General features: G+C 36.6%; 19 protein-coding genes. 5 read left to right on the plus strand and 14 right to left on the minus strand.

Annotated elements, in window-relative coordinates; genetic code table 11:
* Window positions 1–22 precede the first annotated feature (22 nt).
* The 5 genes from FSZ17_RS13455 to FSZ17_RS13470 all read right to left on the minus strand — a co-directional run bounded on the left by FSZ17_RS13455 (window position 23) and on the right by FSZ17_RS13470 (window position 5,848).
* A complete protein-coding gene (locus tag FSZ17_RS13455) occupies window positions 23–1,966 on the minus strand; it encodes a TOMM precursor leader peptide-binding protein (protein WP_057770866.1) in 1,944 nt (647 codons plus the stop codon).
* Window positions 1,963–3,927: a putative thiazole-containing bacteriocin maturation protein gene (locus tag FSZ17_RS13460; RefSeq protein ID WP_057770868.1), complete on the minus strand. Its 1,965-nt coding sequence runs from the start codon at window positions 3,925–3,927 to the stop codon at window positions 1,963–1,965. The genes FSZ17_RS13455 and FSZ17_RS13460 overlap by 4 nt, the downstream gene beginning before the upstream one ends.
* 158 nt (window positions 3,928–4,085) lie before the next feature.
* On the minus strand, window positions 4,086–4,358 hold the full coding sequence (locus FSZ17_RS24010) for a hypothetical protein (protein ID WP_057770870.1): 273 nt from the start codon (window positions 4,356–4,358) through the stop codon (window positions 4,086–4,088).
* Between the two features lie 21 nt (window positions 4,359–4,379).
* Window positions 4,380–4,502: a hypothetical protein gene (locus tag FSZ17_RS24015; RefSeq protein ID WP_322107582.1), complete on the minus strand. Its 123-nt coding sequence runs from the start codon at window positions 4,500–4,502 to the stop codon at window positions 4,380–4,382.
* Window positions 4,503–4,783: 281 nt separating this feature from the next.
* Window positions 4,784–5,848: a M14 family zinc carboxypeptidase gene (locus FSZ17_RS13470; protein ID WP_057770873.1), complete on the minus strand. Its 1,065-nt coding sequence runs from the start codon at window positions 5,846–5,848 to the stop codon at window positions 4,784–4,786.
* A 483-nt stretch (window positions 5,849–6,331) separates the two neighbouring features.
* Between FSZ17_RS13470 and FSZ17_RS13475 the strand changes: the two genes are divergently transcribed.
* Entirely contained in the window at window positions 6,332–8,380 is a 2,049-nt protein-coding gene (locus FSZ17_RS13475) for a molybdopterin oxidoreductase family protein (RefSeq protein ID WP_057770875.1), read from the plus strand.
* 70 nt (window positions 8,381–8,450) lie between these two features.
* Here FSZ17_RS13475 and FSZ17_RS13480 read toward each other — a convergent pair whose 3' ends face one another.
* Entirely contained in the window at window positions 8,451–9,170 is a 720-nt protein-coding gene (locus FSZ17_RS13480; RefSeq protein ID WP_407643448.1) for a TerC family protein, read from the minus strand.
* A 351-nt stretch (window positions 9,171–9,521) separates the two neighbouring features.
* Complete coding sequence (locus FSZ17_RS13485) at window positions 9,522–11,717, minus strand: sensor domain-containing protein (RefSeq protein WP_057770879.1); 2,196 nt, start codon at window positions 11,715–11,717, stop codon at window positions 9,522–9,524.
* A 919-nt stretch (window positions 11,718–12,636) separates the two neighbouring features.
* Here FSZ17_RS13485 and FSZ17_RS13490 point away from each other — a divergent pair.
* Together FSZ17_RS13490 and FSZ17_RS13495 are read left to right on the plus strand one after the other, a co-directional pair.
* Window positions 12,637–13,065 carry a GNAT family N-acetyltransferase gene (locus FSZ17_RS13490; protein ID WP_057770881.1) on the plus strand — a complete coding sequence of 143 codons (429 nt, stop codon included), beginning with the start codon at window positions 12,637–12,639 and terminating at the stop codon, window positions 13,063–13,065.
* 216 nt (window positions 13,066–13,281) lie between these two features.
* Entirely contained in the window at window positions 13,282–13,746 is a 465-nt protein-coding gene (locus FSZ17_RS13495; protein WP_057770883.1) for a GNAT family N-acetyltransferase, read from the plus strand.
* Here FSZ17_RS13495 and FSZ17_RS23935 read toward each other — a convergent pair.
* Together FSZ17_RS23935 and FSZ17_RS13505 are read right to left on the minus strand one after the other, a co-directional pair.
* Entirely contained in the window at window positions 13,738–13,869 is a 132-nt protein-coding gene (locus FSZ17_RS23935) for a hypothetical protein (protein ID WP_267128883.1), read from the minus strand. The two genes, FSZ17_RS13495 and FSZ17_RS23935, sit on opposite strands and share 9 nt — an antisense overlap.
* Before the next feature lie 54 nt (window positions 13,870–13,923).
* The gene (locus FSZ17_RS13505; protein ID WP_057770885.1) at window positions 13,924–15,747 is read right to left on the minus strand and encodes a reverse transcriptase/maturase family protein; all 1,824 of its coding nucleotides are present in this window, start codon (window positions 15,745–15,747) and stop codon (window positions 13,924–13,926) included.
* A 679-nt stretch (window positions 15,748–16,426) separates the two neighbouring features.
* Here FSZ17_RS13505 and FSZ17_RS13510 point away from each other — a divergent pair.
* Entirely contained in the window at window positions 16,427–16,726 is a 300-nt protein-coding gene (locus FSZ17_RS13510) for a hypothetical protein (protein WP_057770887.1), read from the plus strand.
* Between the two features lie 87 nt (window positions 16,727–16,813).
* Here FSZ17_RS13510 and FSZ17_RS13515 read toward each other — a convergent pair whose 3' ends face one another.
* A complete protein-coding gene (locus FSZ17_RS13515; RefSeq protein ID WP_057770889.1) occupies window positions 16,814–17,506 on the minus strand; it encodes a hypothetical protein in 693 nt (230 codons plus the stop codon).
* A gap of 237 nt (window positions 17,507–17,743) precedes the next feature.
* Here FSZ17_RS13515 and FSZ17_RS13520 point away from each other — a divergent pair, with 237 nt between their 5' ends.
* A complete protein-coding gene (locus tag FSZ17_RS13520; protein ID WP_057770891.1) occupies window positions 17,744–18,367 on the plus strand; it encodes a putative periplasmic lipoprotein in 624 nt (207 codons plus the stop codon).
* Between the two features lie 13 nt (window positions 18,368–18,380).
* On the opposite strand, the gene FSZ17_RS13525 is transcribed toward FSZ17_RS13520, so the two are convergent.
* The 4 genes from FSZ17_RS13525 to FSZ17_RS13540 form a co-directional block, all read right to left on the minus strand.
* The gene (locus FSZ17_RS13525) at window positions 18,381–18,593 is read right to left on the minus strand and encodes a hypothetical protein (protein ID WP_057770893.1); all 213 of its coding nucleotides are present in this window, start codon (window positions 18,591–18,593) and stop codon (window positions 18,381–18,383) included.
* 213 nt (window positions 18,594–18,806) lie between these two features.
* A complete protein-coding gene (locus FSZ17_RS13530) occupies window positions 18,807–20,087 on the minus strand; it encodes a TRAP transporter large permease (RefSeq protein WP_057770895.1) in 1,281 nt (426 codons plus the stop codon).
* The gene (locus FSZ17_RS13535; RefSeq protein ID WP_057770897.1) at window positions 20,084–20,590 is read right to left on the minus strand and encodes a TRAP transporter small permease; all 507 of its coding nucleotides are present in this window, start codon (window positions 20,588–20,590) and stop codon (window positions 20,084–20,086) included. The genes FSZ17_RS13530 and FSZ17_RS13535 overlap by 4 nt, the downstream gene beginning before the upstream one ends.
* A gap of 112 nt (window positions 20,591–20,702) precedes the next feature.
* Window positions 20,703–21,758 carry a TRAP transporter substrate-binding protein gene (locus tag FSZ17_RS13540; protein WP_057770899.1) on the minus strand — a complete coding sequence of 352 codons (1,056 nt, stop codon included), beginning with the start codon at window positions 21,756–21,758 and terminating at the stop codon, window positions 20,703–20,705.
* Between the last annotated feature and the right edge of the window lie 9 nt (window positions 21,759–21,767).

Here is a 21,767-nt window from a genome sequence, read left to right on the forward strand (position 1 = left end):
CCTCGTTTCCTCCTATTCATGCTTATGGAAACGGATGCGGATGTGGATTGAGTTGTTCAGGAGTTAAAGGTTGTTTGGTATACCCAAGTTCCATTGGTACCCGCAACACCCTCTCCAAACCTGTTACTCGGGTTAAATGATGCCCAAAAGTCATCGGCAGCATCCCCGGAATTAACACTTTCACGCAATGTAGTCCGTTTCGTATAGTTTCTGATGTCGTCTGCTCCACCACAATCACATCGAGGTTTAATCGGCGAAATGCTTGTAAAATGTCCTTTAGATCATCCGTCAAATCTGTATGTTTTGAATTCCAATTGAATTCCTCATCAAACTGTCGCAATGGCCGACTATCATCCAGCAAAAACTGTAGGCGCTCCTCAGCTTGCGGCAATCCATACAGCATACCATGATCATCCATCTTTTGGACTTGGAAAGGATCTTTCAACATTCGTAAATATTCCTCTTGATTCGCTTCAAAATGATTATCAAGGTTCAACATCATAGCAGCCAACTCGTGGATCGCGCTTTTCGCAGCTCGTATTGGGTCCAAATGAGCTCCAGCAGCACAGATGATATTTACTCCTTTATTTTTCCTATTTTTTGCTATCGCCATAATGCTTGGAATTCCATTCTCCATCGTTGCGTTATAAAAATAAATATCATAGCCAGCCACAACACGTACACGATCTATCATCAGCTGCAATTCGGCGTCTTTTGACGAATAAGGATCTAGGCGCGGGAGTGGCAGCTGAGCATACCAAGTCAGAAGGAATGAATCACGTTCCACTACTTCTAAAATCCCATAGAAAATGGCCTCCTCCAAGCTTCCTCCTAAAGCACATCCGTTAGAAGTTTCATAGACAAAGCCTTGACCGCAGCCCAAGCTGTAATATGCAAGCAACTCTGGTACTAAAATCGGTCGCTCTTGTAAAAATGAATAGCCCCACACCCAATCAATCTTTTTTTCTGGATTAAACTTCTCGAAAGGAAAATCAAGACGAGCATATTGTTCATTTGCGTGTACACCTACATCTAACGGATTAAGGGCATGATCCTCCAGATTGCTGTAACTGTCATGGATCATAGTTCGCTTTCCACGTGGTAACAAACCACAATATCTTTCCAACCCCTCCATGATGCCCGTTAACTCACTTACAGCATAGGAATGCGTTCTGCCTCCTACGCCCTCGTCCCCAGATAAAAGAGGAAGATTGACACCTACGTCTGCAAACGTAGTCGCAAGGTCAAGCATTTTACCATTTAAAAAGCCGGTTCGATGATCCAGATAGTCTTTGATTAGAACCTTTTTCAGATCATCGATTGAACGGCAGCGGAAGCTATCAGCATTGATTTTTGGACTAGGCTGCAACGAAATTCGGGCCGAGGCCGCTGAATCGTCAGGTAACTGGCCACAAACAGGGCATAGCTGGTCGGGCAGAAAGAAATGCCATGAACTATTCAATGTTTTCAAATTGATTAAAAATACTTGACCTTGCGATCGAGCCTGTTCACCTTTTAATATCCTCTGTACCTCAGATTCAAGCAAATGGGCGATCTGCAAAAGTCCTATTCGCGAAGCCCAAGGATCAGGTGAACGATCTTCACTTTCCGCAAGAATCTGCTCTATCTCCCACATCTCTTTACGGTCTCTTCCTGCCATGAGTCTGCGCATGTTAGCACACGAAGAACACCCTGGCTTCCTTGAGTGAACCAATGGTCCGACGACTCCTTCGCCAAATGAAACGAAACCTCTAAGCCAAGGGATATCGGTTTGTCGCAGCACCTCTTCTGCCTTTTGATGAATAGAGGGATGCCAAGCATCGTGCAATACGAGAACTAAATTAGCCTCATCCGGTATACCTGCCTCGAAATCGGTATGACAAACTACCTTGTATTGAGTGGACAATGCTTGTGATACGTGGTCCGCCAACACTCCTTCTCCGATAACTGCCACGACATCGCTCAAGAAGATTCCTCCTTTCGCAACAATACACCATACACTCTTGCCAGACCCTCTTGCAAAAATGGTTCTACCGCTAGTTCAATGACTGAGAGACGCTTGTGATTCTGTTCCAAGGTCTGCAAAGCGTATTTCAAGACCTCTGGTTGTGCAATATCTTCACATGCAGGAATAATGATGTTTTGTGGTGCCTTTTCTTCAAGAAGAATGGACGAAGCTTCCACTTGTTGCATCGTGTTCGAATTCACTTTATTTTGGGCATCCATTAATGCTTGCTGCAGTGCATTTCTTAATGCCAAAGTGATATTCAAACCCGTATTTCTATGCCAGTCATCATTCGTGCCAATCCATACAACAGGGAAGCCATCCACTTCCTCTCCAAGGCCAATTACTGGTTCTCCTTGCAATGTCGTCAATGCTTGTAAATAATAACGACATCGCTCATCTCCTATCTCACTCAAAAGCACCCGAGAGATTAAATATTTTTGATCAAATAATTGTTTGTTCAATTCCTCTTCTAAACATCTTTGTAATCCGCGTGCTACACATTCCGCAATCGTTTCACCCGCTCCAACACCGACATATTCCTTTTCATCACTAAAACTACCATTTACTTCCTGTTGTGGAGATTGAGTCGTATCGAGCAGATTGGCGATTCGCGATACATACGCTTCTAATCCGGCTAGCCCTGATTCCCTCCGTGCCTCTTCATGAGTCAATCCTGCACTAATAATCTCTGGTAAGAGCTCAGCCGGCCCTTCAGATAACAAATCGACTGCTTGAACACGACACTGTGCCAACGGTAACTGACTTAGATCCCCTTCTTCCCAAATATGAAAGATTCCTGATTCAGCAGATGTCAAATGGCTAAGGATAAGGAATAATACACTTTCTTCACTTTTACGTTTGCTATTTTCAATTTGCAAATCCAAATCTTGAACCCACTCCGCAGACACATTTCCATCCACCATAGGATGAGGAATGAACGAATGCCAGTTTCCTTCCAAAGTATCCAGATCAAGCAGGAAAAATTGATATTCCTGTTCCGATTTCTCTTCTCTTGTAATCTCTTTAAATAATTCAAACACAATCACATTGGCCAACATTGCTCCTGCTGTAGATGAGTAAGCAGTGAACTCCTCGTCTTTGGAAAGCGCTGATTGGTGTATTCGGCGCCACGCAGACTCCCAACATCCCTTTGATTCTGGATTCACTAAAGGACCTGCAAGTCCCACCTGCTGTAAGCTTATTGCTGGTATAAACATCTTACCCTCTTCCCTACAAATCGCATGAAGAGACCTTAGTTCTTCGATATCATCATCCTGGGACACGTACATAATTGAATCATATCCCTGCACAATTTCACGCCATGAATCCTTCCCTTCTTTCTGTAGGAAGACCTCCTCTATAGCAACCTCGGAATCTGTAAGTCGTGCATGTGAAACGATTTCCATCATACGTCGTCTATTGGTTTGATTAGAATCCTTGATTAGGAAATGAAACTTAGGCAACCCTGATTCGATTAATGCAGAAACCAACGAAACAAGAAAAGGCCCAGAACCAACTGCCAATACTTTTGTCTGTCGATAAGTTTGAAAACGGTACGCACCCGAATCACCAAAATTGTTTAAAAATTCAATTTGAGAGGCATACTTCTTAAGTATTTGATCCGACAATTGATGTGAACGATCGTTACTAATATCTTGGACAAAACCGTTTTTATAAAGAACTTCTGCAATTTCATTGACCCTATTCTGGTATTGATTCGGCAGTCCACCGGTTAAATCTCCTATCGTGTATTCCCCATTGAACATAGGCATCAGCTTTTCAACCCACTGATCGATCGTACTGCCTTCCATACGAAACGAACATAAGTTGTTCCGAAAATATACGCCATTATTTGAATCTGGGAAAAAAAACGTGTCCCTTTTCACTTTAAGACGCATAGAAGGGGTTATCTTTGTCATTCCGCTCCTCCTTACCCGTGAGCTGTACTCAATTCTGCATCATTATTTTCACTCTTATCCTATGTAGGGAAATTTGTCTCATATGTCTATTCTTATTGGTAAATATTTTATTGATAACTCACATTTCTTTAGTACGTTAATAAACTTAAACTTTCTTATTATCTTAAAAAGCCCCCTGCAATCGTTCTTGCAGGGGTACAGCTTTTTCTTAGAAAACTAGAACAATCAACCTTCGGATCGGAAACAACGACCACAACGACCACCGCAGCGGAAACCGCACCTTCCAAAGCAACTTCCAAAGCCAAAGCAACTTCCAAAACCAAATCCAAAACAACTTCCAAAACCAACACAACTTCCAAAACCAACACAACTTCCAAAGCCAAAGCAACTTCCAAAGCCAAAGCAACTACCAAAACCAAAGCAACTTGCAAAACCTAAGCCTAAACCTAAGCCTAAGCCAAAGCACCTTCCAAATCCTCCGCACCTTCCAAATCCTCCGCACCTTCCAAATCCTCCAAAGCACCTTCTCTCAGAATCATCATAGTACTGACTTTGATCCCAAGGAACTGCATCATACGCTTGGAAATCTCCAAGATTCAGGCCTTGAAGTTCTCTTTGAAAATCATACATTTGCATAGCCTCCATCATTATTTTTTTTCAAGATGTCTAGCAACATGAGAGAATCACAGAATAGCTATATTTTATAGGCGAAGCCACATGTACCTCTCCCCAACAAAATATGAACACTGATTGGGTATTGTTACTGAAGTGAATGCCTATTTTTATTGTTCTAAGGCCCATTTTGAAAATAAAAATATCCCCGTCTCATTAAAACGGGGATACTTTTTTTAATCTATTATTCGTCGGATTCTTCGCTTTGTCTATTATTCTGTGTAGGAAGAGTATCCCAGAAGCTTGTATCTGCTGTATCGATAGAACCATCAGAAATCGCTCTTACAGTTGCATCTAGAGTGGTGATCGTTTGCTTAATTAAATAACCGTTACTCTTTTGTCCAATAGCATATGATTTGATATAGTGATCAGACATGCCGCGCATTTCAAATAGGAGTGTTGAAATATCATAACTTACAGCGATTCCATTTCGGCCAATATTATTTCCTGATCCTCCATCATATTTCCCAAGATGTCCCCAACCAGTTGGTTCTATCGAATTATAAACAACAGAACCAAGTTTTTTAGAGCCTTCTAATACTTCCGGCTTAACATTAGAGCTTGTTGGGTACAGAATTGAACCAGAGACAAGCTCTCCTTCTGTCTCGCTTAAAGTTCCTTGATGGTGAAGATCAATCAAGTAATCAATATCATATTTTTGTAAAACATTTTCATGCAATGCCTTTGCTTCAGGCTGCATTTTACTCGTTGGCTTATCATGTTCGCGGTTTAAATCTACATAATTAGCATTATAGCGAGTAAGATGGCGATCCCCGTCAGCTAAGTAATCATCAAGTGAGAAATCAACATCCCCCATTGCTCCGTCTGCATTTAGCATTGGTATAATGAGAACGTTTACATTATCAAGAACACCTTTCATTTTTCCTGTTCCTAAATGTTTGATAAATTCAAGTGCACCTTCAGTCGTAAGCTGCTCATTTCCATGCTGCTGTGTTAAAAAAAGAATAGTCGGATTGCTAGGATTAGACATATACTTGGCCATATAAATATCGCGGCCTTTTACTGTTTGACCGATAACTTCTAGCTCCATAGCTGCTTGTTTAGCATCTTGTGTTTTGAGATAGTCTACAAGACTCTCATATGTATGCAGGATTGAAGTTTGGATAGCTCCATTTCCAGCACTCGGACCGTTTCCAACTGCACTTGCAGGAATCGAAACAGTTGTAACAGCTCCCAACGCCATTAAACTAGATAAAGAAACAGATAAAACCTTCTTTTTTAACCCCATTTATTCATTCCTCCATTTTTGTATGTATTCATTTATAATTGTACTTTTTGAAATAAATTGTGTTAATAGAATCACATACCTAATCATTAGACAAATTTCGCCTCTCGAAAAAAGTCAATTAGCGTATGTTTTAGGAAAATTTTAATAAGTATTTAGTTAGTAAGTCATGAAATAGCATGAAAATTCAATCAGTATTATTCCAAATGGTCTGAATAAAGATCTATTTTATTTACATTAATTATTCTGTCACTGAAAATCTACGCTAAAAAAAGGAGGATTTTCTTAGTTTATTTGTCGAATAAAAAAGAATATTATGTTTTTATAGTAGAATAGAAGCATAAATTTCATGGTCTATTAAAATTTCATGATGATTTTTAATCGCTTTTTATTTATACTATAAAAAAATTCATAATCATAAGAATTCCTAACAAACTTAATCAACAATTTGCAAATGATTAATCTTACCAAAAAGGAGTTTCTATTATGCACACTTTTGTAACTGATCGTAATGGAGTTTTTCCCTCTGTTTGCCCCCTTGATTGCCCTGATCAGTGTGGACTGCTTCTACATAAAGTAGATGGAAAAATTGTTAAAGTTAACGGGGATCCGAATCATCCGGTCACAATGGGAAATATTTGTAATAAAGTCAGGAATATGACAGCCAGAATATATGATGATAATCGTTTAAAATACCCAATGAAGCGTATCGGTGCCAAAGGAGAAGGGAAATTTGAACGAATCAGTTGGGAGGAAGCAATAAGGACGATTACCACTCACTGGAAAGATTTGATTGAGACAGACGGCCCTGAAAGCATTCTTCCTTATAGTTTTTATGGAAACATGGGGAATCTTAGCGCTGAGGGTATGGATCGCCGTTTTTTTCATCGATTAGGTGCTTCTCAACTCGAAAGAACAATATGTCAGTCGGCTGGTACAACTGGCTATTCCTATACAATGGGAGGCAGCTTTGGAATGGATCCAGAAGATACAATCCATTCAAAATTGATCATTTTTTGGGGTATCAATGCGGTCAGCACGAATATGCATCAAGTAGCATTAGCTCAAAAAGCACGAAAAAATGGCGCAACAATTGTTGTGATTGATGTTCATAAAAATCAAACTGGAAAACTTGCGGATTGGTTCATCCCTATTTTACCTGGTACAGATGGTGCTCTAGCACTTGGGATCATGCACATATTATTTGCAGAAAATCTAGTTGATGAATCTTTTTTACAAAAATATACAATTGGTGCTGATGAGCTGCGTGAACATGTAATTCAATATGACCCTCTAACAGTTTCAGAGATTACAGGTGTTGCAGTTGAAGATATTTATAAGCTTGCAAGAATGTATGGTAACATCACTCCATCCTTCATTCGAATTGGAAATGGACTTCAGCATCATGATAATGGAGGAATGACGACTCGTTCCATCTCCTGTCTTCCTGCATTAACTGGCCAATGGCTTGAAAAAGGTGGCGGCGCAATCAAAGCTAACTCCGGATATTTAGCTCACAATACAGAACGATTGCAGAGGCCAGATTTACTTGAGAATAAAAACACACGTGTCATCAATATGAACTTGCTTGGGAAAGCATTGCTTGAGATAGACCCACCTGTAAAATCGATGTATGTGTATAGCAGCAACCCTGCAGTTATTGCACCAGAGGGAACTTTGGTTAGAAAAGGATTAATGAGAGAAGACTTATTTCTTGTTGTACATGATTTATTTTTGACTGAAACGGCAAAGTATGCCGATATTATTTTACCAGCGAAATCTTCCTTTGAAATGACTGACTTCTATACCTCTTACTGGCATCATTATATGCAGCTGCAACAGCCAGTCATTGAGGCTGTTGGTGAGTCTAAATCGAATGTAGAAGTTTTCCGATTGCTCGCTGATGAAATGGGCTTCCATGAACCTGCCTTTCAAGAAACAGAGACAGAAATGATTGCAAAAGCGCTAGATAATCCGAGCAACCCGTATTTAGAAGGAATCCATTATGATCAGTTAGTTGAGAAACATTATGTAAAAGCGAAGATAAAGCCATTGTTCCCAGGCACTCTTCCGACACCAAGCGGAAAAATTGAATTATATTCGGAAAGAATGAAAGAGGATGGCTATTCTCCCCTTCCTACCTATATTCCAATCGTTGAAGATGGTGATTTTCCGTTTTTATTTATTCCAGCTCCTACTCATAATTTCTTAAATTCAACATTTTCGAACAATGAGAAACATATTTCATTAGAAAAAGAGCCACGGCTTCATCTGAACCAAATTGATGCCATGTCATTAGGGATTGAGGATGGAGAAATAATTCGTGTTTGGAATGATCGAGGAGAATGTGAACTAAAAGCAAAAGTGGGTGAACTCGTTCTGGAAGGAGTCGTCGTTTCACAAGGATTATGGGCAGATGCGAAAGGAAAAAAGCAGCATGTTAACGCACTTACACCAGATCGCTTATCCGATATGGGCGGAGGAGCAACCTTTTTTTCAGGTAAGGTTCATGTTGAAAAAATGAAGGTTAAATAAAAATAATATTAATTAACCAATTTATGATTTTAGGGGCCAATTCATAGAATTGCCCCCTTTTCATATTTATTTATTTTTTATTTATTACTGCGATATCGTCCTCTGCATTTTTTCTTTTATTTATATAGTGGATAACAAATGTCAATAGGAATGCCATGATTAAGATTCCAAAAAACACTAAATGATCAAGTTCATATCCGAAAACACTTGCAAACATTTTTCCAGCGATGATAGCAATTAAAATAAATGCGGTATTCTCTAATTCAGGCACCTTTTCAATGAGAACGAGAAAAACCTTTGCAACCGTCCGCATCATCAAAATACCAAGCATCCCACCAATTAATAAAATCCAAACTTCCTCTGATACTGCAAATGCTGCTAAAATACTGTCAACAGAGAATGCTAGGTCCATTATTTCTACAGAAATAACGGTTGCCCAAAATAAACCAAATGTACGAACAAGCCAGCTGTCCTTTTTCAAGCCGTTCGTTTCTTCATCACTATCCCCAACCCAGAAGTGCTTAATGACAATCCAAGCTAAGTAAGCAGCTCCAAGTACCTTTATCCACCAAAATTTTATAAGTAGCATCCCTAATCCTATGAATATGAATCTAAAGAAATATGCTCCAAACAAGCCATATGTTAAAGCTTTTTTCTGCTGTTTTTTTGGAAGATGCTTCACCATTACGGCAAGAACAAGAGCATTATCCGCTGATAATAATCCTTCCAAAATGACCAATGTGCCAATATATCCCCAAGAAACAGGGTCTGATAAAACTTTTACCCACATATCCCAATCAAAAAATGAAGCATACGTGTCTAGTAAATGATTAAGAACTTCCACAAAAAAGACTCCTTTAATTTAAGGTTTCATAATTAATGTTTTTCCTCATTCATTTTTCTATTATCGAAACGAATATCACACTTCTTTCTTATGATTCCATATCAATGAATTTATTATACTGATACGGTACAACGTAAATGAAATTAGGGACTTAACATAATAATTATAGTGAAATATTATTAAAATTACTAATGGTATGCTTGAAGTTAAATCAAAAAAATGCCAGAATCCAAAACAATATTGAAGGCATTTTGGATTCTGGCACAGTCTATTTTTTAGCCACGAGCTTAATAATATCTATAATATGAAATTTTGATTTGTATTTTGTTTAATCAAATTCTCGAATTCATTTTTTGATAGAGGTTTGCTTACATAAAATCCTTGAATTTCATCACACCCTATCTCCTCTAATACGTCAATCACCTCTTTCGTTTCGATGCCTTCTGCCACAACTTTTAAATTTAATTCATGGGCAAGCAGTGTAATCGCTTTCACAATGGCGATGTCATCCATATTTCGCGAAACCTCATGAATAAATGTTCGATCAATTTTTAAGGCATGGATAGGAAACTTCCGCAGATAATTTAACGACGAATAGCCTTTCCCAAAATCATCAATGGCTACTGTAATACCCATTTTCCTCAGGTCATTTAAACATTCAATACATTCTTCAGTTTGATTCATGAAGCTATTTTCTGTAATTTCAATTTCTAGAAGATTCGGGTCTAGCTCAGTCTGCTCTAAAACCTGCTGAACCACTTGTTGAAATTTAGGAGTACGAAAATGGAGAGGTGAAATATTAACAGACACCTTCATAGGCTTGAAAAATTGCGAATCATTCCATTTCTTATTTTGTTCACATGCTTTTTCTAATACCCATCGATCAATTTTAAGAATTAACCCTGTTTCCTCTGCAATCGGGATAAACGTATCAGGCGGTATACTTCCGAGCTCCTCGTTATTCCAACGTAATAATGCCTCCATACCATTCATTTCTTTCGTATTTAAATCGATCTTAGGTTGAAAATATAGTTCAAACTCGTTCTGATCGATTGCTTTACGTAAATGGTATTCGATGAGTAATGCCTTTTCCTGTGATTGACAAATTTCTTCTTCATACATTTTATATGTACTTCGACCATATGTTTTAGCGGCATACATAGCTGCATCTGCATTTCTAATTAACTCTTCACTTGTCTCACCATGCTCAGGAAAAAGACTTATGCCAATGCTGCATGTAGCATTTATCTCGAGTTGATTCGATAAATTGATTGATTGCTCAAAAAGTAAAAGTATTTGCTTTGCTTTTATCATTGCTTCTTCATGATTTTTCATTTGCGGAAAAATGATAATAAATTCATCACCAGCAAAACGATATAATCGAGAATTATTACCTATAGCTTTTTTTAGCATCGAAGAAACCTTTGTAATTAAACAATCCCCAACACTATGACCAAATGAATCATTAATATGCTTAAAGCGATCTAAATCAATGTAAAATAAAGCAAATCTATCATTATTATTTTGTGATTTCTCAATAATGTGATTTAAATCCTCGTTCAGCTTACGACGATTTGGTAAGCTAGTTAATGAATCGTGATAAGCTAAAAATTCTACTTCCTGCTTAGCTTGATGAAGTTCAGTAATATCACTCATACAGCCAATGACCTCTACAACCTTTCCATCACTGACAATGGGAGAAAGATAGGTTAATAGCTGTCGACCTCTAAAGGAATAATTATAGGAGAGCTGTCGTCCTAAGAAGGCTTCGCAATAATATTTTTCCAACATTAACTGGAGTTCCTCTGAAAAAATGTCTTTCAGACTTTTATTCAGCATTTTTTCCTTCTCCAAGCCTAATTCATACGCTAATTTCCCCTCATTCAGGGTATACACGAATTGCCCATTCTTATCTTTGATGACTTTAAAGATTAGATTTTGCATAGAAGTGACAACATGGCGATAATCATTTTGTAAGGCGGTTATTAATTTTTCCTGTGCATTCTTTCCCTCAGAGATGTCTGTACGAATAGCTATATACATAACAGTATTTCCAGTAAGATCCTTTAATGGGACAATGGTTGTTTTTACCCAGTAATACGAACCATCCTTTGCTTTATTCTTCACCTCACCTTCCCATACTTCACCTTGTCTAATTTGATTCCACATTTCCACAAAAAATTGTTTATCATGATGACCTGAATTTAAAATACGATGATCATTTCCTATCAGTTCCTTACGGCTAAACTTTGATAGTTCACAAAATTTATCATTCGCATAAATAATTTTCCCATTTGTGTCTGTACAAGCAACGATCGCAGAAACATCAAGTGCATATTTTAAATTGGAGAAATCTTCTAGGAAATGTCCTATTTGAAGAATATCCTGTTCCATTTGTAAAAGATTTTTGTAGTTCTGATGACCATTCCTAAACAACTCTTTTAAAGAATCAATCCATGGCTGCACTTGCTTATCTTCAAACATATCAGCCATCATTTCACTCCTTTACCTCGCTATTATTTTTATTAATACCATCGAATGAAAATACAATTTAAGTAACTTAAGAAAATAATTAATAACGAATGTCTATGCAGAAAAACTAGGGAAATTCTATTAAAAAAATGTAATATCTTTCTAAAAGAAAGGTGTTTTTTAGTAATTTAATATCATTTTTATCATATTTTGTCGCTTATTACAATATCATGTCATTTTTACACTATTTACACATTAACAATGAATATTCATGCAAGAGATCTTACGATTTATAAATAGAATGGAAGGTGTTCATAAAAACTTGTGATAAGGGGCGATTACTGAGGCGGCTGTTCTTAGCGTTACAAAAAAGGAAGCTGGTACTGTAATGTATCCAGAAACTTATGAAAGATTAAAGGAGATGTTTGATAAATAACTAAGTTAATCTTTCAGTAGATATACTCATTACTATTTACCTCGTAAAATAAAAAAGGACCCGAAGGATGCTATTAAGGTGTTTCTATAATATATTGTAGCTTTGCCATTGTGGTATGCGGTAGCATAGCACGTCTTACTGAGTTGCCGGAAAACGTAGTGACATGCATTGTTATCCTTAAACCACTTTTAATCTTTAGACCTTCTTCGGTATATCTGATTAACCATTCAAAATCTTCATACGGCATTTAGGTTATTTATTCATTCTGCTTAGTTGTTACTGCGTTTGCAGTCTAACCAAATTAACACCTCCTACCTTTTGTTCACTACTTAACCTATAGCCCTCGTTTGTTGAATAAATAATAAAGATCTTATAAAATAATTAATTAAATGTTTAATGGAGGTTTTATTAATGAACCAAATAAGTTCATGGCTATATAACATGAAAATTATAAATTCCTTATGGGGAAGGAGTTGTTAATTTAAGACTAAAGGAGAGATATTCATGATATATAGAAAAGCAAATCAGAAAGATTATGTTACTATTTTGAACATATGGGAAGAGTCGGTTTTAGCTACTCATCACTTTTTAACAGATACGGATAGAGTAGAGATAAAAAAAGAAATACCCTCATATTTCCAACATCTTAATATCCAGTTATGGTATGAAAAAGATGATTTAATCGGTTTTTCTGCTGTAAATAAACAACATTTAGAAATGTTATTCTTAAAACCAAATAAAACAGGTAAAGGATACGGTAAAGCTATTATTTATTCATTAATTAAAGACTTTGATATTAAGACAGTTGATGTAAATAAAGACAATAAAAATGCAACTAAATTCTATATAAATAATGGCTTTTTAATAGTAAATGAAACAGAAACAGATTCTTCTGGACGTCCATATCCTATACTGCATCTAAAGTTAATATAAGGTAAAGGTAGAGGTTCCCCTCTACCTTTTGTTTTTTCATTAAACTTCCCTTATAGTTTAAAAAGAAACTAAGCTATCATTTTGTTTCGCCAAATCTTCGAAATACGCAATTAACTTCAATAAATTATATCCATATTTATTTAATTTGGATTAGTACATAAGGCTTAGGATAATTTTGAATATCGCTAAACCCTACAAATTGGAGGAAGATACCAGATGGCAAAAATAACGAACGAACAAATTGTAATTGAAATAGCACCACTCAAAGCTAATGATCGTAGTCGATGGAATGTCTTGGCAAGGAGCTATAAAGCATTTTACGAAACAGAGCTCCCAGACAAGAGTTACGATGAGGTTTGGGAGTGCTTGTTAAATGAAGATGAAATTTTCGGTTTAGGAGCATACCTTCAAGGAAATTTGATCGGTTTTACCCACTTCCTATTTCATCGCACAATCTGGATGGAAAAAGCATGTTACTTACAAGACCTCTTCGTAGATGAAACTGCTCGCGGTCATGGTGTAGCTCGTGGACTAATTAAGCAGGTAGCTGAATATGCTTGCGAACATCAAGCTTCTAAGCTCTATTGGCAAACTCGCGAGGATAATACTACTGCTCGTGCTCTCTATGACAAGATAGCACATCATAAAGGTTTCATACGTTATGATTACCCACTAAATTAGAACTAGCTTGTTATCCGGCTGCCTTAGGCAGCCGTCTAGATTTAATAATGCATCGCTTTTTATGTCAACTACGAGTAGGATAAGCGCCCAGCGCCTTGTCATATTGCTATGATAGGTTTCCAAACGCTCTCCTCCGAACCGTACGTACACCTCTCGATGTATACGGCTCTCCATTTGTCAATCTAATCTTCCAGCGTGTAAGTCTACATGGCACTCTTTACACAGTGACATGGTTTTTCTTCTTCTCGCTATCATGTTTTGCTCCCATAACTTTTTGCCTTTAAGGTCTTTTATTTTCCTCACATGGTGAACTTCGATGGGAACGTTCTCAGCTCCGCACCATTCACATTTATTCGCAAGTAGGCGCTCTACTAAGCTAGTCCTTCCACCGTACATAGCTGTTTGCTCTCTAAAATCCATTCCTTCTACTCTTAAAACGGATAGGTTGTATTTAAAACCTTTACTATAAAATAGTCGGATTTTAACACCCTGTTTGGTTTCAAATTTTACGCCCAAGTCCTTGTGAACTCTGTATTTACTAGCCATTTTACCAACCGATGACTTATATTTCTGGGCCATTGTTCTAAGAAAGCTAAGTTTCATTACATAATAAAAGCTATGAAGATTGCTAACATTGAAAGCCATTCTGTAATAATTATATAGTCCTTCAATTTCGCTGTTGTACTTACTAATTATTTCAATATCTTCAAGATTACTTAAGTAGGTACGGTGTATTGGCTTCCAGATATGTCCGAAGGACACTCTAAGCGCACCTAGAGATAATAATTTGTTAATCCATTTCTCTCTAGGTAGACTGAGATAGCATTTACCTTTTGCAGATTTGCGAGTAATTTTCTTACCCTTGAAAGTACCTCCTTTGAGGGATTCATCCTGCGAAATCATGATGTCATATCCTAAGAAACGTGCTTTCTTCTTGTTATGGGTAATTAGGGTTTTCTCTTGTGATAGCTCTAAGTTAAGCTTTTCCTTTAGATATCTTGTTAGGTCTTCCTTAACCTTTTCGGCGTCCTGTTTACTTCCTATAATTCCTATAAGGAAATCATCGGCATATCTTACGTACTGCATTCTTCGGAAATTAGGGTCATTCTGAACCGTTCTCCGCATAGTACCTCGTAAGTTGTACAGGTTTTTGATTTCCTTTTTGTAATCAAACCTATTTTCTTCTGTGAGATTTTGCCATTCGTTGTGAAGTGTTTTCTTGAGTTCATGTATTTTTTTGCTTATTTTCATGTACTCCTTATTAGCTGCTCTTTTGGTTCCTTTATCGAAGGAAGCTTTATATTCCTCGATATAAGTGTCCAATTCGTTTAAATAGATATTAGATAATATTGGGCTGATTATCCCACCTTGTGGGGTTCCACTGTATGTTTGGTGAAATTTCCAATCCTCAAGATAGCCAGCTTTTAAGAACTTCCATATTAGATTGATAAACTTTTCGTCCTTTATTCTTTTGCGAAGAATGTTTATTAAAATATGGTGGTCAATATTATCAAAGAATCCTTTGATGTCACCTTCTACAAACCACTTTGTATGTGTTAAAGTATTTTTACATTGTAGAAGTGCTGTGTGACAGCTTCTTCTTGGTCTAAATCCATGTGAATTGGGTGAAAAAGCAGATTCATATATCTCTTCCAATAAGTTTCTAACTACCTCTTGAACGAGCTTATCTTCAAAAGACGGAATTCCTAGGGGTCTTTTTCCTCCGTTACTCTTGGGAATATACACACGTTTGGCAGGCACTGGACTATAGGTTTGATTTCTTAGACTCTCGATAATACGTTCAATTCTTTCCATGCTCATACCATCAATTGTCTTTCCATCAGAACCAGCAGTCATATTCCCTGTTTTGGCATATATTTTCCCATAAGCTTTGAGAAAAAATTCAGGATTGTATAGATTCCTATACAAGCGTTCAAATTGATATCCTTTTATTTTCGCTTTGGAAGATAGAGTGTTTAACACTAATATTGGATTTCTCATAATGCCTCCCGCATTGACCCATTTTCGTATCAAACTCGACAAACTGTTTCCCTTCGCCATGTAATAGGCTTTCCCTATCTCAGACTACTACGGAAACTCCGTTACCCTATTGGATATTCAGATACAACTATCATAGCCTCAGAAGGCTTTCCAACTTAGGTAATCCCCATTTAGACAGATAAAAAACATAGCTTATTGTAATGTCGGAAATGACTTTCGTCTGTTTCTACTGATGGTAGATGGAAGAATATGATTCACTTGGTTTGGTGCAGTGTTCCAACACCTCCCCCATATTCTCATGAAGTTTCAGATTCCATTCTTCATGCGCAAGCATCATCGTCCTTAGACTATCATTCAAGCAGTATAGCTTTCTTCCTTATTTACATATTTCATCTAGCCATTCAGTCGTGACGTAGAATCTCGCCAACTTATAGCATTATTCATCATGCTACACTCCCCGTCTGGTTTCCCTTTCGGATAAGATGATTGATGATAGGTATAGATTGTGAATTTTAACCTACGCTGTTGCCACACAGCGAATTCTTATCTGCCCTTATGGGCGCACTACATAATGCTTAAAATGTTTCTAGACAAATACTTTTTATTAAAACTCATAGTGAAAATATTTATTTAATATGATTTAATAGGAATTAAGCACTATACATTTGGAGGATTTTTCATGTTCTTGATTATGGCTATATTAAATAGTTTTTCACTTTTTGTTCTTGTTTCATTTATAGTTAACTTCTTCGGAAACACAATAAAAACAAGATTAGCAAAAGTAGTATTAATTCCAGCATCAATAATATTGTATTTTTACGTTTTAAATTATGCAGTTGACATGGGTGATAAATTATCTTTATTTACAAACTTAGCAATTATTTTAGGCCCTTTTGTAATTCTCATAATTTTAAAGATTGTTGTCTCACTGCTATCTTATATAATGGGCTGGAATACTAATAAGCAAAGTCAGTACTAGTAGCTAGTTAAATATCAGTATTGATAAGTGGTAGCTTTGATAAGCTATCACTTATTTTTTTTAAAACATTTTTACTCTTTTGTTTCTTTAAACAACAAGTTCCAATTCTTTTTTCAATTTATATGCAGCTCGTTCTATCTTTGCTATTCTCGAAGTACCTTTAATATGATTTGGTTTCCCCATTATTGCTTGCATAAACCAGGTGCTTGAATCACAGCTGTACATGTCACAGTGGTTAATATTCTGACGGCTGCTACTACCGAGCAAATGAAACTTTATCTCTGGATATTGCCATGCAAGCAGTCGTACCCATTCAGATACTTCCCATTTGTTTTTTATTGGTACCGTTCCACCCAAAGCTATAAACCTTTCTCCGAGGTTATAATATTTATGGAGCCATTCTTCATGATCGTCACCATACTGGACAACAGGTATTGGAGAAAAGCCCTTTTTCTTTAGAATCATGAAGTAATCAAAGCTCATTTCGTTATCACCGAATACATCAAGATTGATAAAGTTTGTGATATATTCCCTGTTTTCTTCGATGTATTTCATATAATCAGTGAGAGCAATTCCTTTTCCTTTAGTCCAAGCTGAGTAAGCCCCACTATCCAACATAATTTCGGGACTGTAACCAAGCTTTTCAACAAACTGTTTCAATGGCTTATTACGAAAATAGAAATACGACAATAATAATCTTTGTGGCCTTACTTTTCTAAGGGCTTCCGTTTCAGCCGTGGAACTATTAACAGCAACATGAAAAATCTTGATTACACTCACCCCTTTCTTACATCTAGTAAACTTAATAATTCAAGAGTTGATTAATTAAAAAATTGTTTTATTTTGTAGGATTTTCCCTTCTTTTGTTGAATGTTATTAAAGGTTTGAGGGTGATCACTTGACTGAATTCTCAAGATGGGTGAACAACCATGCTCATCCCGATTTTATTCAATCTGTAAAGCTATCACGTATGTTAGGTATATTGATTGATAATCTAGTGAAGTGGGAGGATGAACCTTGAAGAAGTTATTACTTATATTTGCAATAGCTGCCCTTTTAACAGCTTGCACTCATTACTCTGGAGGAGAACCAGTTGATCAACAAAAGGAAGAAGTAAATGAGGATGAGAAAGGGAAATCTGAGGAAGTGGCCGAGGCTAAGATAAAAAGCCTTGAAGAAGAGGATAAGATATTAGCAGAACAAGAAGAGCAGATTAATACTTTAATGAAGGTAAGAAATATAATCACAAATAATCTCGGTGCAAGGACCAACATAAAAAAAGACAGGATAGTGGAAGTGGAGGTAAATGACCATGCTGGAACCGAAGCTGAGGGAGATAAAATTATTCTTATTACTCTTAATGGGGATGAAAACCTTACTTCAGAAATGACTGTTAAGGGCCTGTTAATGAATAGTGGAGTAGTGTTTCAAAAAGTGTTTAAAAATGAAGAAGTTGAGGAAGTCGCTTTGTTTTGGCAATTACCTTTAGTTAATTCTTATGCGAACACAACTGACGAAAATGTGATTAAAATTACTTTAACAAAAGATACTTTTAATAAGATTGAGTGGAAAAACTTTGACTATAATAATTTTAAAGAAGTTGCAGATCAATTTTGGATGCACGATGCATTAAAAGAATAAAAATAACCGTCTCTTAGGAGGCGGTTTTTCTTATTCTAGCCACAGCAAGAATCGATTCTAGTTTAAATATCCTAGCTTGTTTCTTAGTCATACAAAAGGCTTTTATATAATTCTCATTGATACCTTTTACCAAGATAGTTCTTTTTGAAAATTTATTATCCCTATTACAATAAATAATTTCAACAGGAAATCCCTCTTCAAATGCACTCACCAGTAATCGATTCATGCTGCAGTCCTCCTTTATTAATAAATATTTTACACGAACTAACGTTCTGTTTCAAGTTGACTTAAGAACTAATGTTTGTATTATTTATGTAAGGAGATGACTAAGATGTTACGTGATTGCGGATAAAGAAAGAATGAGAAGCATAATCCCCTCATTCTTTCTTTTTTTATCCCTTTTGCAAATAAAAACGGCCTTTGGTCAATTAACTTACCATTATTTCACTTTACCTGTATCTGTTAAATACGTTGCGATTTCCGGGAAAAATGCTAGAACAACGATAAATAATATCATGATAATCGCATATGGATAAACACCCTTTACAATTTCCGAAATCGAGGTTGTCCGATCGACTCCTTTTAGCACAAATAAATTCAATCCGACAGGAGGTGTAATGAGTGCTAATTCCATATTGATTACCAAAATAATAGCAAACCATATTGGATCAAAGCCAAGCGCTGTGATAATTGGATACAGAATTGGTACTGTTATTACAATAATTGATACCGTTTCTAAGAAACATCCTAATATGAGTAGAACGATGTTAATTAAAATAAAGATAATCCATGGTGAGACATCCCAAGATGTAGTAAATTCTGTTATCGATTGTGGAATTCTAAGAACAGTTAGAATAAAACCAAGCAGCATCGCACCAACGATTATGAAAAGGATCATTGCATTCGTTTGTACAGTCGAAAATAATATTTCCTTCATATTTTTAATCGTTAAATTACGGTAGGCAAGTCCACCTATTAACAAACTGATAACTACACCAACTGCAGCAGCCTCTGTTGGAGTAAATATTCCAGTATAAATACCGCCGATAATAATAATTGGTAAAATCAGACCCCATATTGCCTTCTTTGAAGCTTCAAATCTTTCAGGCCAAGTTGCTGGTTTATCTTTGATGTGTCGTGTTTGCCATGAAGCAAATATTGTAAACAATAATGTTAGTAATATACCAGGAACAATCCCCGCAATAAAAAGCTTTCCTACAGATTCCCCTGTTATATTTCCATAAAGAATCATCGGAACACTTGGAGGAATTAATATTCCTAAAGTTCCACCCGCTGCAAGAAGGCCTAGAACATATTTCTTCGTATAACCTCGCTTCACCATTTCTGGAAGAGCAACTGAACCTACCGTTACTGCTGTTGCGACACTAGAGCCAGAGATGGCTGAAAATATTGTACAGCAGAAAATGGTAGCAACTGCAAGTCCCCCTGGTAAATGCCTAAACCATCTGCTAGCCATTTCGTATAAGTCTTTTCCAACACCGCAGACTAATAATATCTGACTCATCAATACGTATAATGGTAAGGCAGTCAGTTCAAAGGAATCTAATGCTTTATAAGAGATAATAGGAATCTGCATGAAGGCAAATGTACCTCCATTAAAAAAGTACATTCCTCCGATTGCCAAAAGTCCAAGAGTAAAAGCAACTGGTAAACCGATTAATAGGAGAGTTCCCATTCCACCAAGAAAAAATAGATTCATGCCTGAGGCTCTCCTTTCTTGTTAAAACAATCTACTATCTGTAATACAAAAGCGAAACAAAGTAAAATTCCACCGATTGGAAGCAGCAATTCAGGCAAATACATGGGAACCCTTAACAAAGATGAAGACGTAACACCTAATGTGTAAGTACTCTGGACATGATGAATTCCATACCATGTGAAAATGACACTAAAAAGCAATCCTAGAAAATTTGATAATATTGCCAAAATAGTTTTCACTTTGTCTGATACTATATTTATAACTAAGTCTACTGTAATATGGGAAAATGTTCTTAACGCATAGCCACTCCCGATAAAACAGCTCCCAATGAGTGAATAAATTGATAATTCTGTAGCAAATACAGTTGGAGAATTAAAGAATGCACGTGAAAGCACCTCATAAAAGATCATTCCTGTGATCAGTACAATAAAAATTCCAGAAATGAATCCTCCTAAACGAATCATCCTGTCTATGTTTTTATAAAGTAATTTTAAAAAATTCATTATTGCCTCCAACTTAAGACGTCACACCATATTGATTTAAAACTTCAACCTTCGGGGAGAGAATCCCCGTACAGTTGATGTTCGTTTTTAAATCTTCATCCTTAATTTTCTTTTAATTACCTGTTTCCACAAGATCAAGTAGTTCTTTCCCGAGATCACCTGATTGGTCTAGGAAAATATCATAAACAGGTTTTGCAGCATCCTTCCATACTTGAAGCTCGGATTCAGGGACAACATAAACTTCCATGCCTTTTTCTTCTAATTCTTTTGCTGTTTTTGCATCTTCTGCTTTTGCCTGTTCACGAATCCATTGTTCTGTTTCTGAGGCAGTTTCCTCGATTAGCTTTTGTGTTTTTTCCGGAAGGTTATCCCAGTATTTTTTATTGACAGCTAATATAAATTCTAAGTATGAATAATTATTAATAGTTAAATATTTTACAACTTCATCGTATTTTCTTTGCACCATGGCAGTTGTTCCAGATGTTGCACCATCAACTGTGTTACGCTGTAATGCCATGTATACTTCTCCACCACCCATAAATACTGGAGAACCACCGTAAGCTTTAATTAATTCTGAAGGGATATCACCAATACTTCTAATTTTTAGTCCTTTGAAATCCTCAGGCTTTTTTAGCGGTCTAACATTATTAACAAACTGCGCATAACCATAGTCTGCAAAAAATAAAACTTTTGCACCTTTTTCTTCCATTGCTTCTTTAAGCTTGTTTCCCATTTCTCCAGAAAGTGCATTACCGGCTGCTTCATAGTTAGGAAAAATGTAAGGAACATCAAAAATTCCCATTGCAGGAACTGTAGAAGCCCATAAAGTTGAAGAGTTCACACCCATTTCAACTCCGCCTGTTAAAATAGATTGGTTCATTTCTTTGTCACTTAAAAGCTGTCCAGCTGGATAAACTTGGACATTTACTTTACCGCCAGATTTTTCAGTCACTTTCTTTGCAAATTCTTCAATACCAACTGCAATATGGTGATCCTGTGGCAGGTTATATGCTAATCTGATTGTTGCTTTTTCATATCCATCTCCACCATTTTCTGCTCCGCTTTCCCCTGAAGATGATGCAGGTTCTTTTGACACTTGTCCTCCACAAGCTGCTAAGATTCCCATTACAAGAAACAAAGCTAAAATGCTTGCTGTTAATTTTTTCATCCTAATCCC

The sequence above is a fragment of the Cytobacillus dafuensis genome, from assembly GCF_007995155.1.
Taxonomy (GTDB): Bacteria; Bacillota; Bacilli; order Bacillales; family Cytobacillaceae; genus Cytobacillus; species Cytobacillus dafuensis.

What these genes read in the sequence shown, in the direction of transcription:
- FSZ17_RS13475 (WP_057770875.1), top strand. Translation starts at nt 6,332, where the DNA reads ATGCACACTTTTGTAACTGATCGTAATGGAGTTTTTCCCTCTGTTTGC.
- FSZ17_RS13540 (WP_057770899.1), bottom strand. Translation starts at nt 21,758, where the DNA reads ATGAAAAAATTAACAGCAAGCATTTTAGCTTTGTTTCTTGTAATGGGA.
- FSZ17_RS13480 (WP_407643448.1), bottom strand. Translation starts at nt 9,170, where the DNA reads ATGTGGGTAAAAGTTTTATCAGACCCTGTTTCTTGGGGATATATTGGC.
- FSZ17_RS13510 (WP_057770887.1), top strand. Translation starts at nt 16,427, where the DNA reads ATGTTCTTGATTATGGCTATATTAAATAGTTTTTCACTTTTTGTTCTT.
- FSZ17_RS13485 (WP_057770879.1), bottom strand. Translation starts at nt 11,717, where the DNA reads ATGGCTGATATGTTTGAAGATAAGCAAGTGCAGCCATGGATTGATTCT.
- FSZ17_RS13505 (WP_057770885.1), bottom strand. Translation starts at nt 15,747, where the DNA reads ATGAGAAATCCAATATTAGTGTTAAACACTCTATCTTCCAAAGCGAAA.
- FSZ17_RS13460 (WP_057770868.1), bottom strand. Translation starts at nt 3,927, where the DNA reads ATGACAAAGATAACCCCTTCTATGCGTCTTAAAGTGAAAAGGGACACG.
- FSZ17_RS13530 (WP_057770895.1), bottom strand. Translation starts at nt 20,087, where the DNA reads ATGAATCTATTTTTTCTTGGTGGAATGGGAACTCTCCTATTAATCGGT.
- FSZ17_RS13525 (WP_057770893.1), bottom strand. Translation starts at nt 18,593, where the DNA reads ATGAATCGATTACTGGTGAGTGCATTTGAAGAGGGATTTCCTGTTGAA.
- FSZ17_RS13495 (WP_057770883.1), top strand. Translation starts at nt 13,282, where the DNA reads ATGGCAAAAATAACGAACGAACAAATTGTAATTGAAATAGCACCACTC.
- FSZ17_RS24015 (WP_322107582.1), bottom strand. Translation starts at nt 4,502, where the DNA reads ATGATGCAGTTCCTTGGGATCAAAGTCAGTACTATGATGATTCTGAGA.
- FSZ17_RS13535 (WP_057770897.1), bottom strand. Translation starts at nt 20,590, where the DNA reads ATGAATTTTTTAAAATTACTTTATAAAAACATAGACAGGATGATTCGT.
- FSZ17_RS13490 (WP_057770881.1), top strand. Translation starts at nt 12,637, where the DNA reads ATGATATATAGAAAAGCAAATCAGAAAGATTATGTTACTATTTTGAAC.
- FSZ17_RS13470 (WP_057770873.1), bottom strand. Translation starts at nt 5,848, where the DNA reads ATGGGGTTAAAAAAGAAGGTTTTATCTGTTTCTTTATCTAGTTTAATG.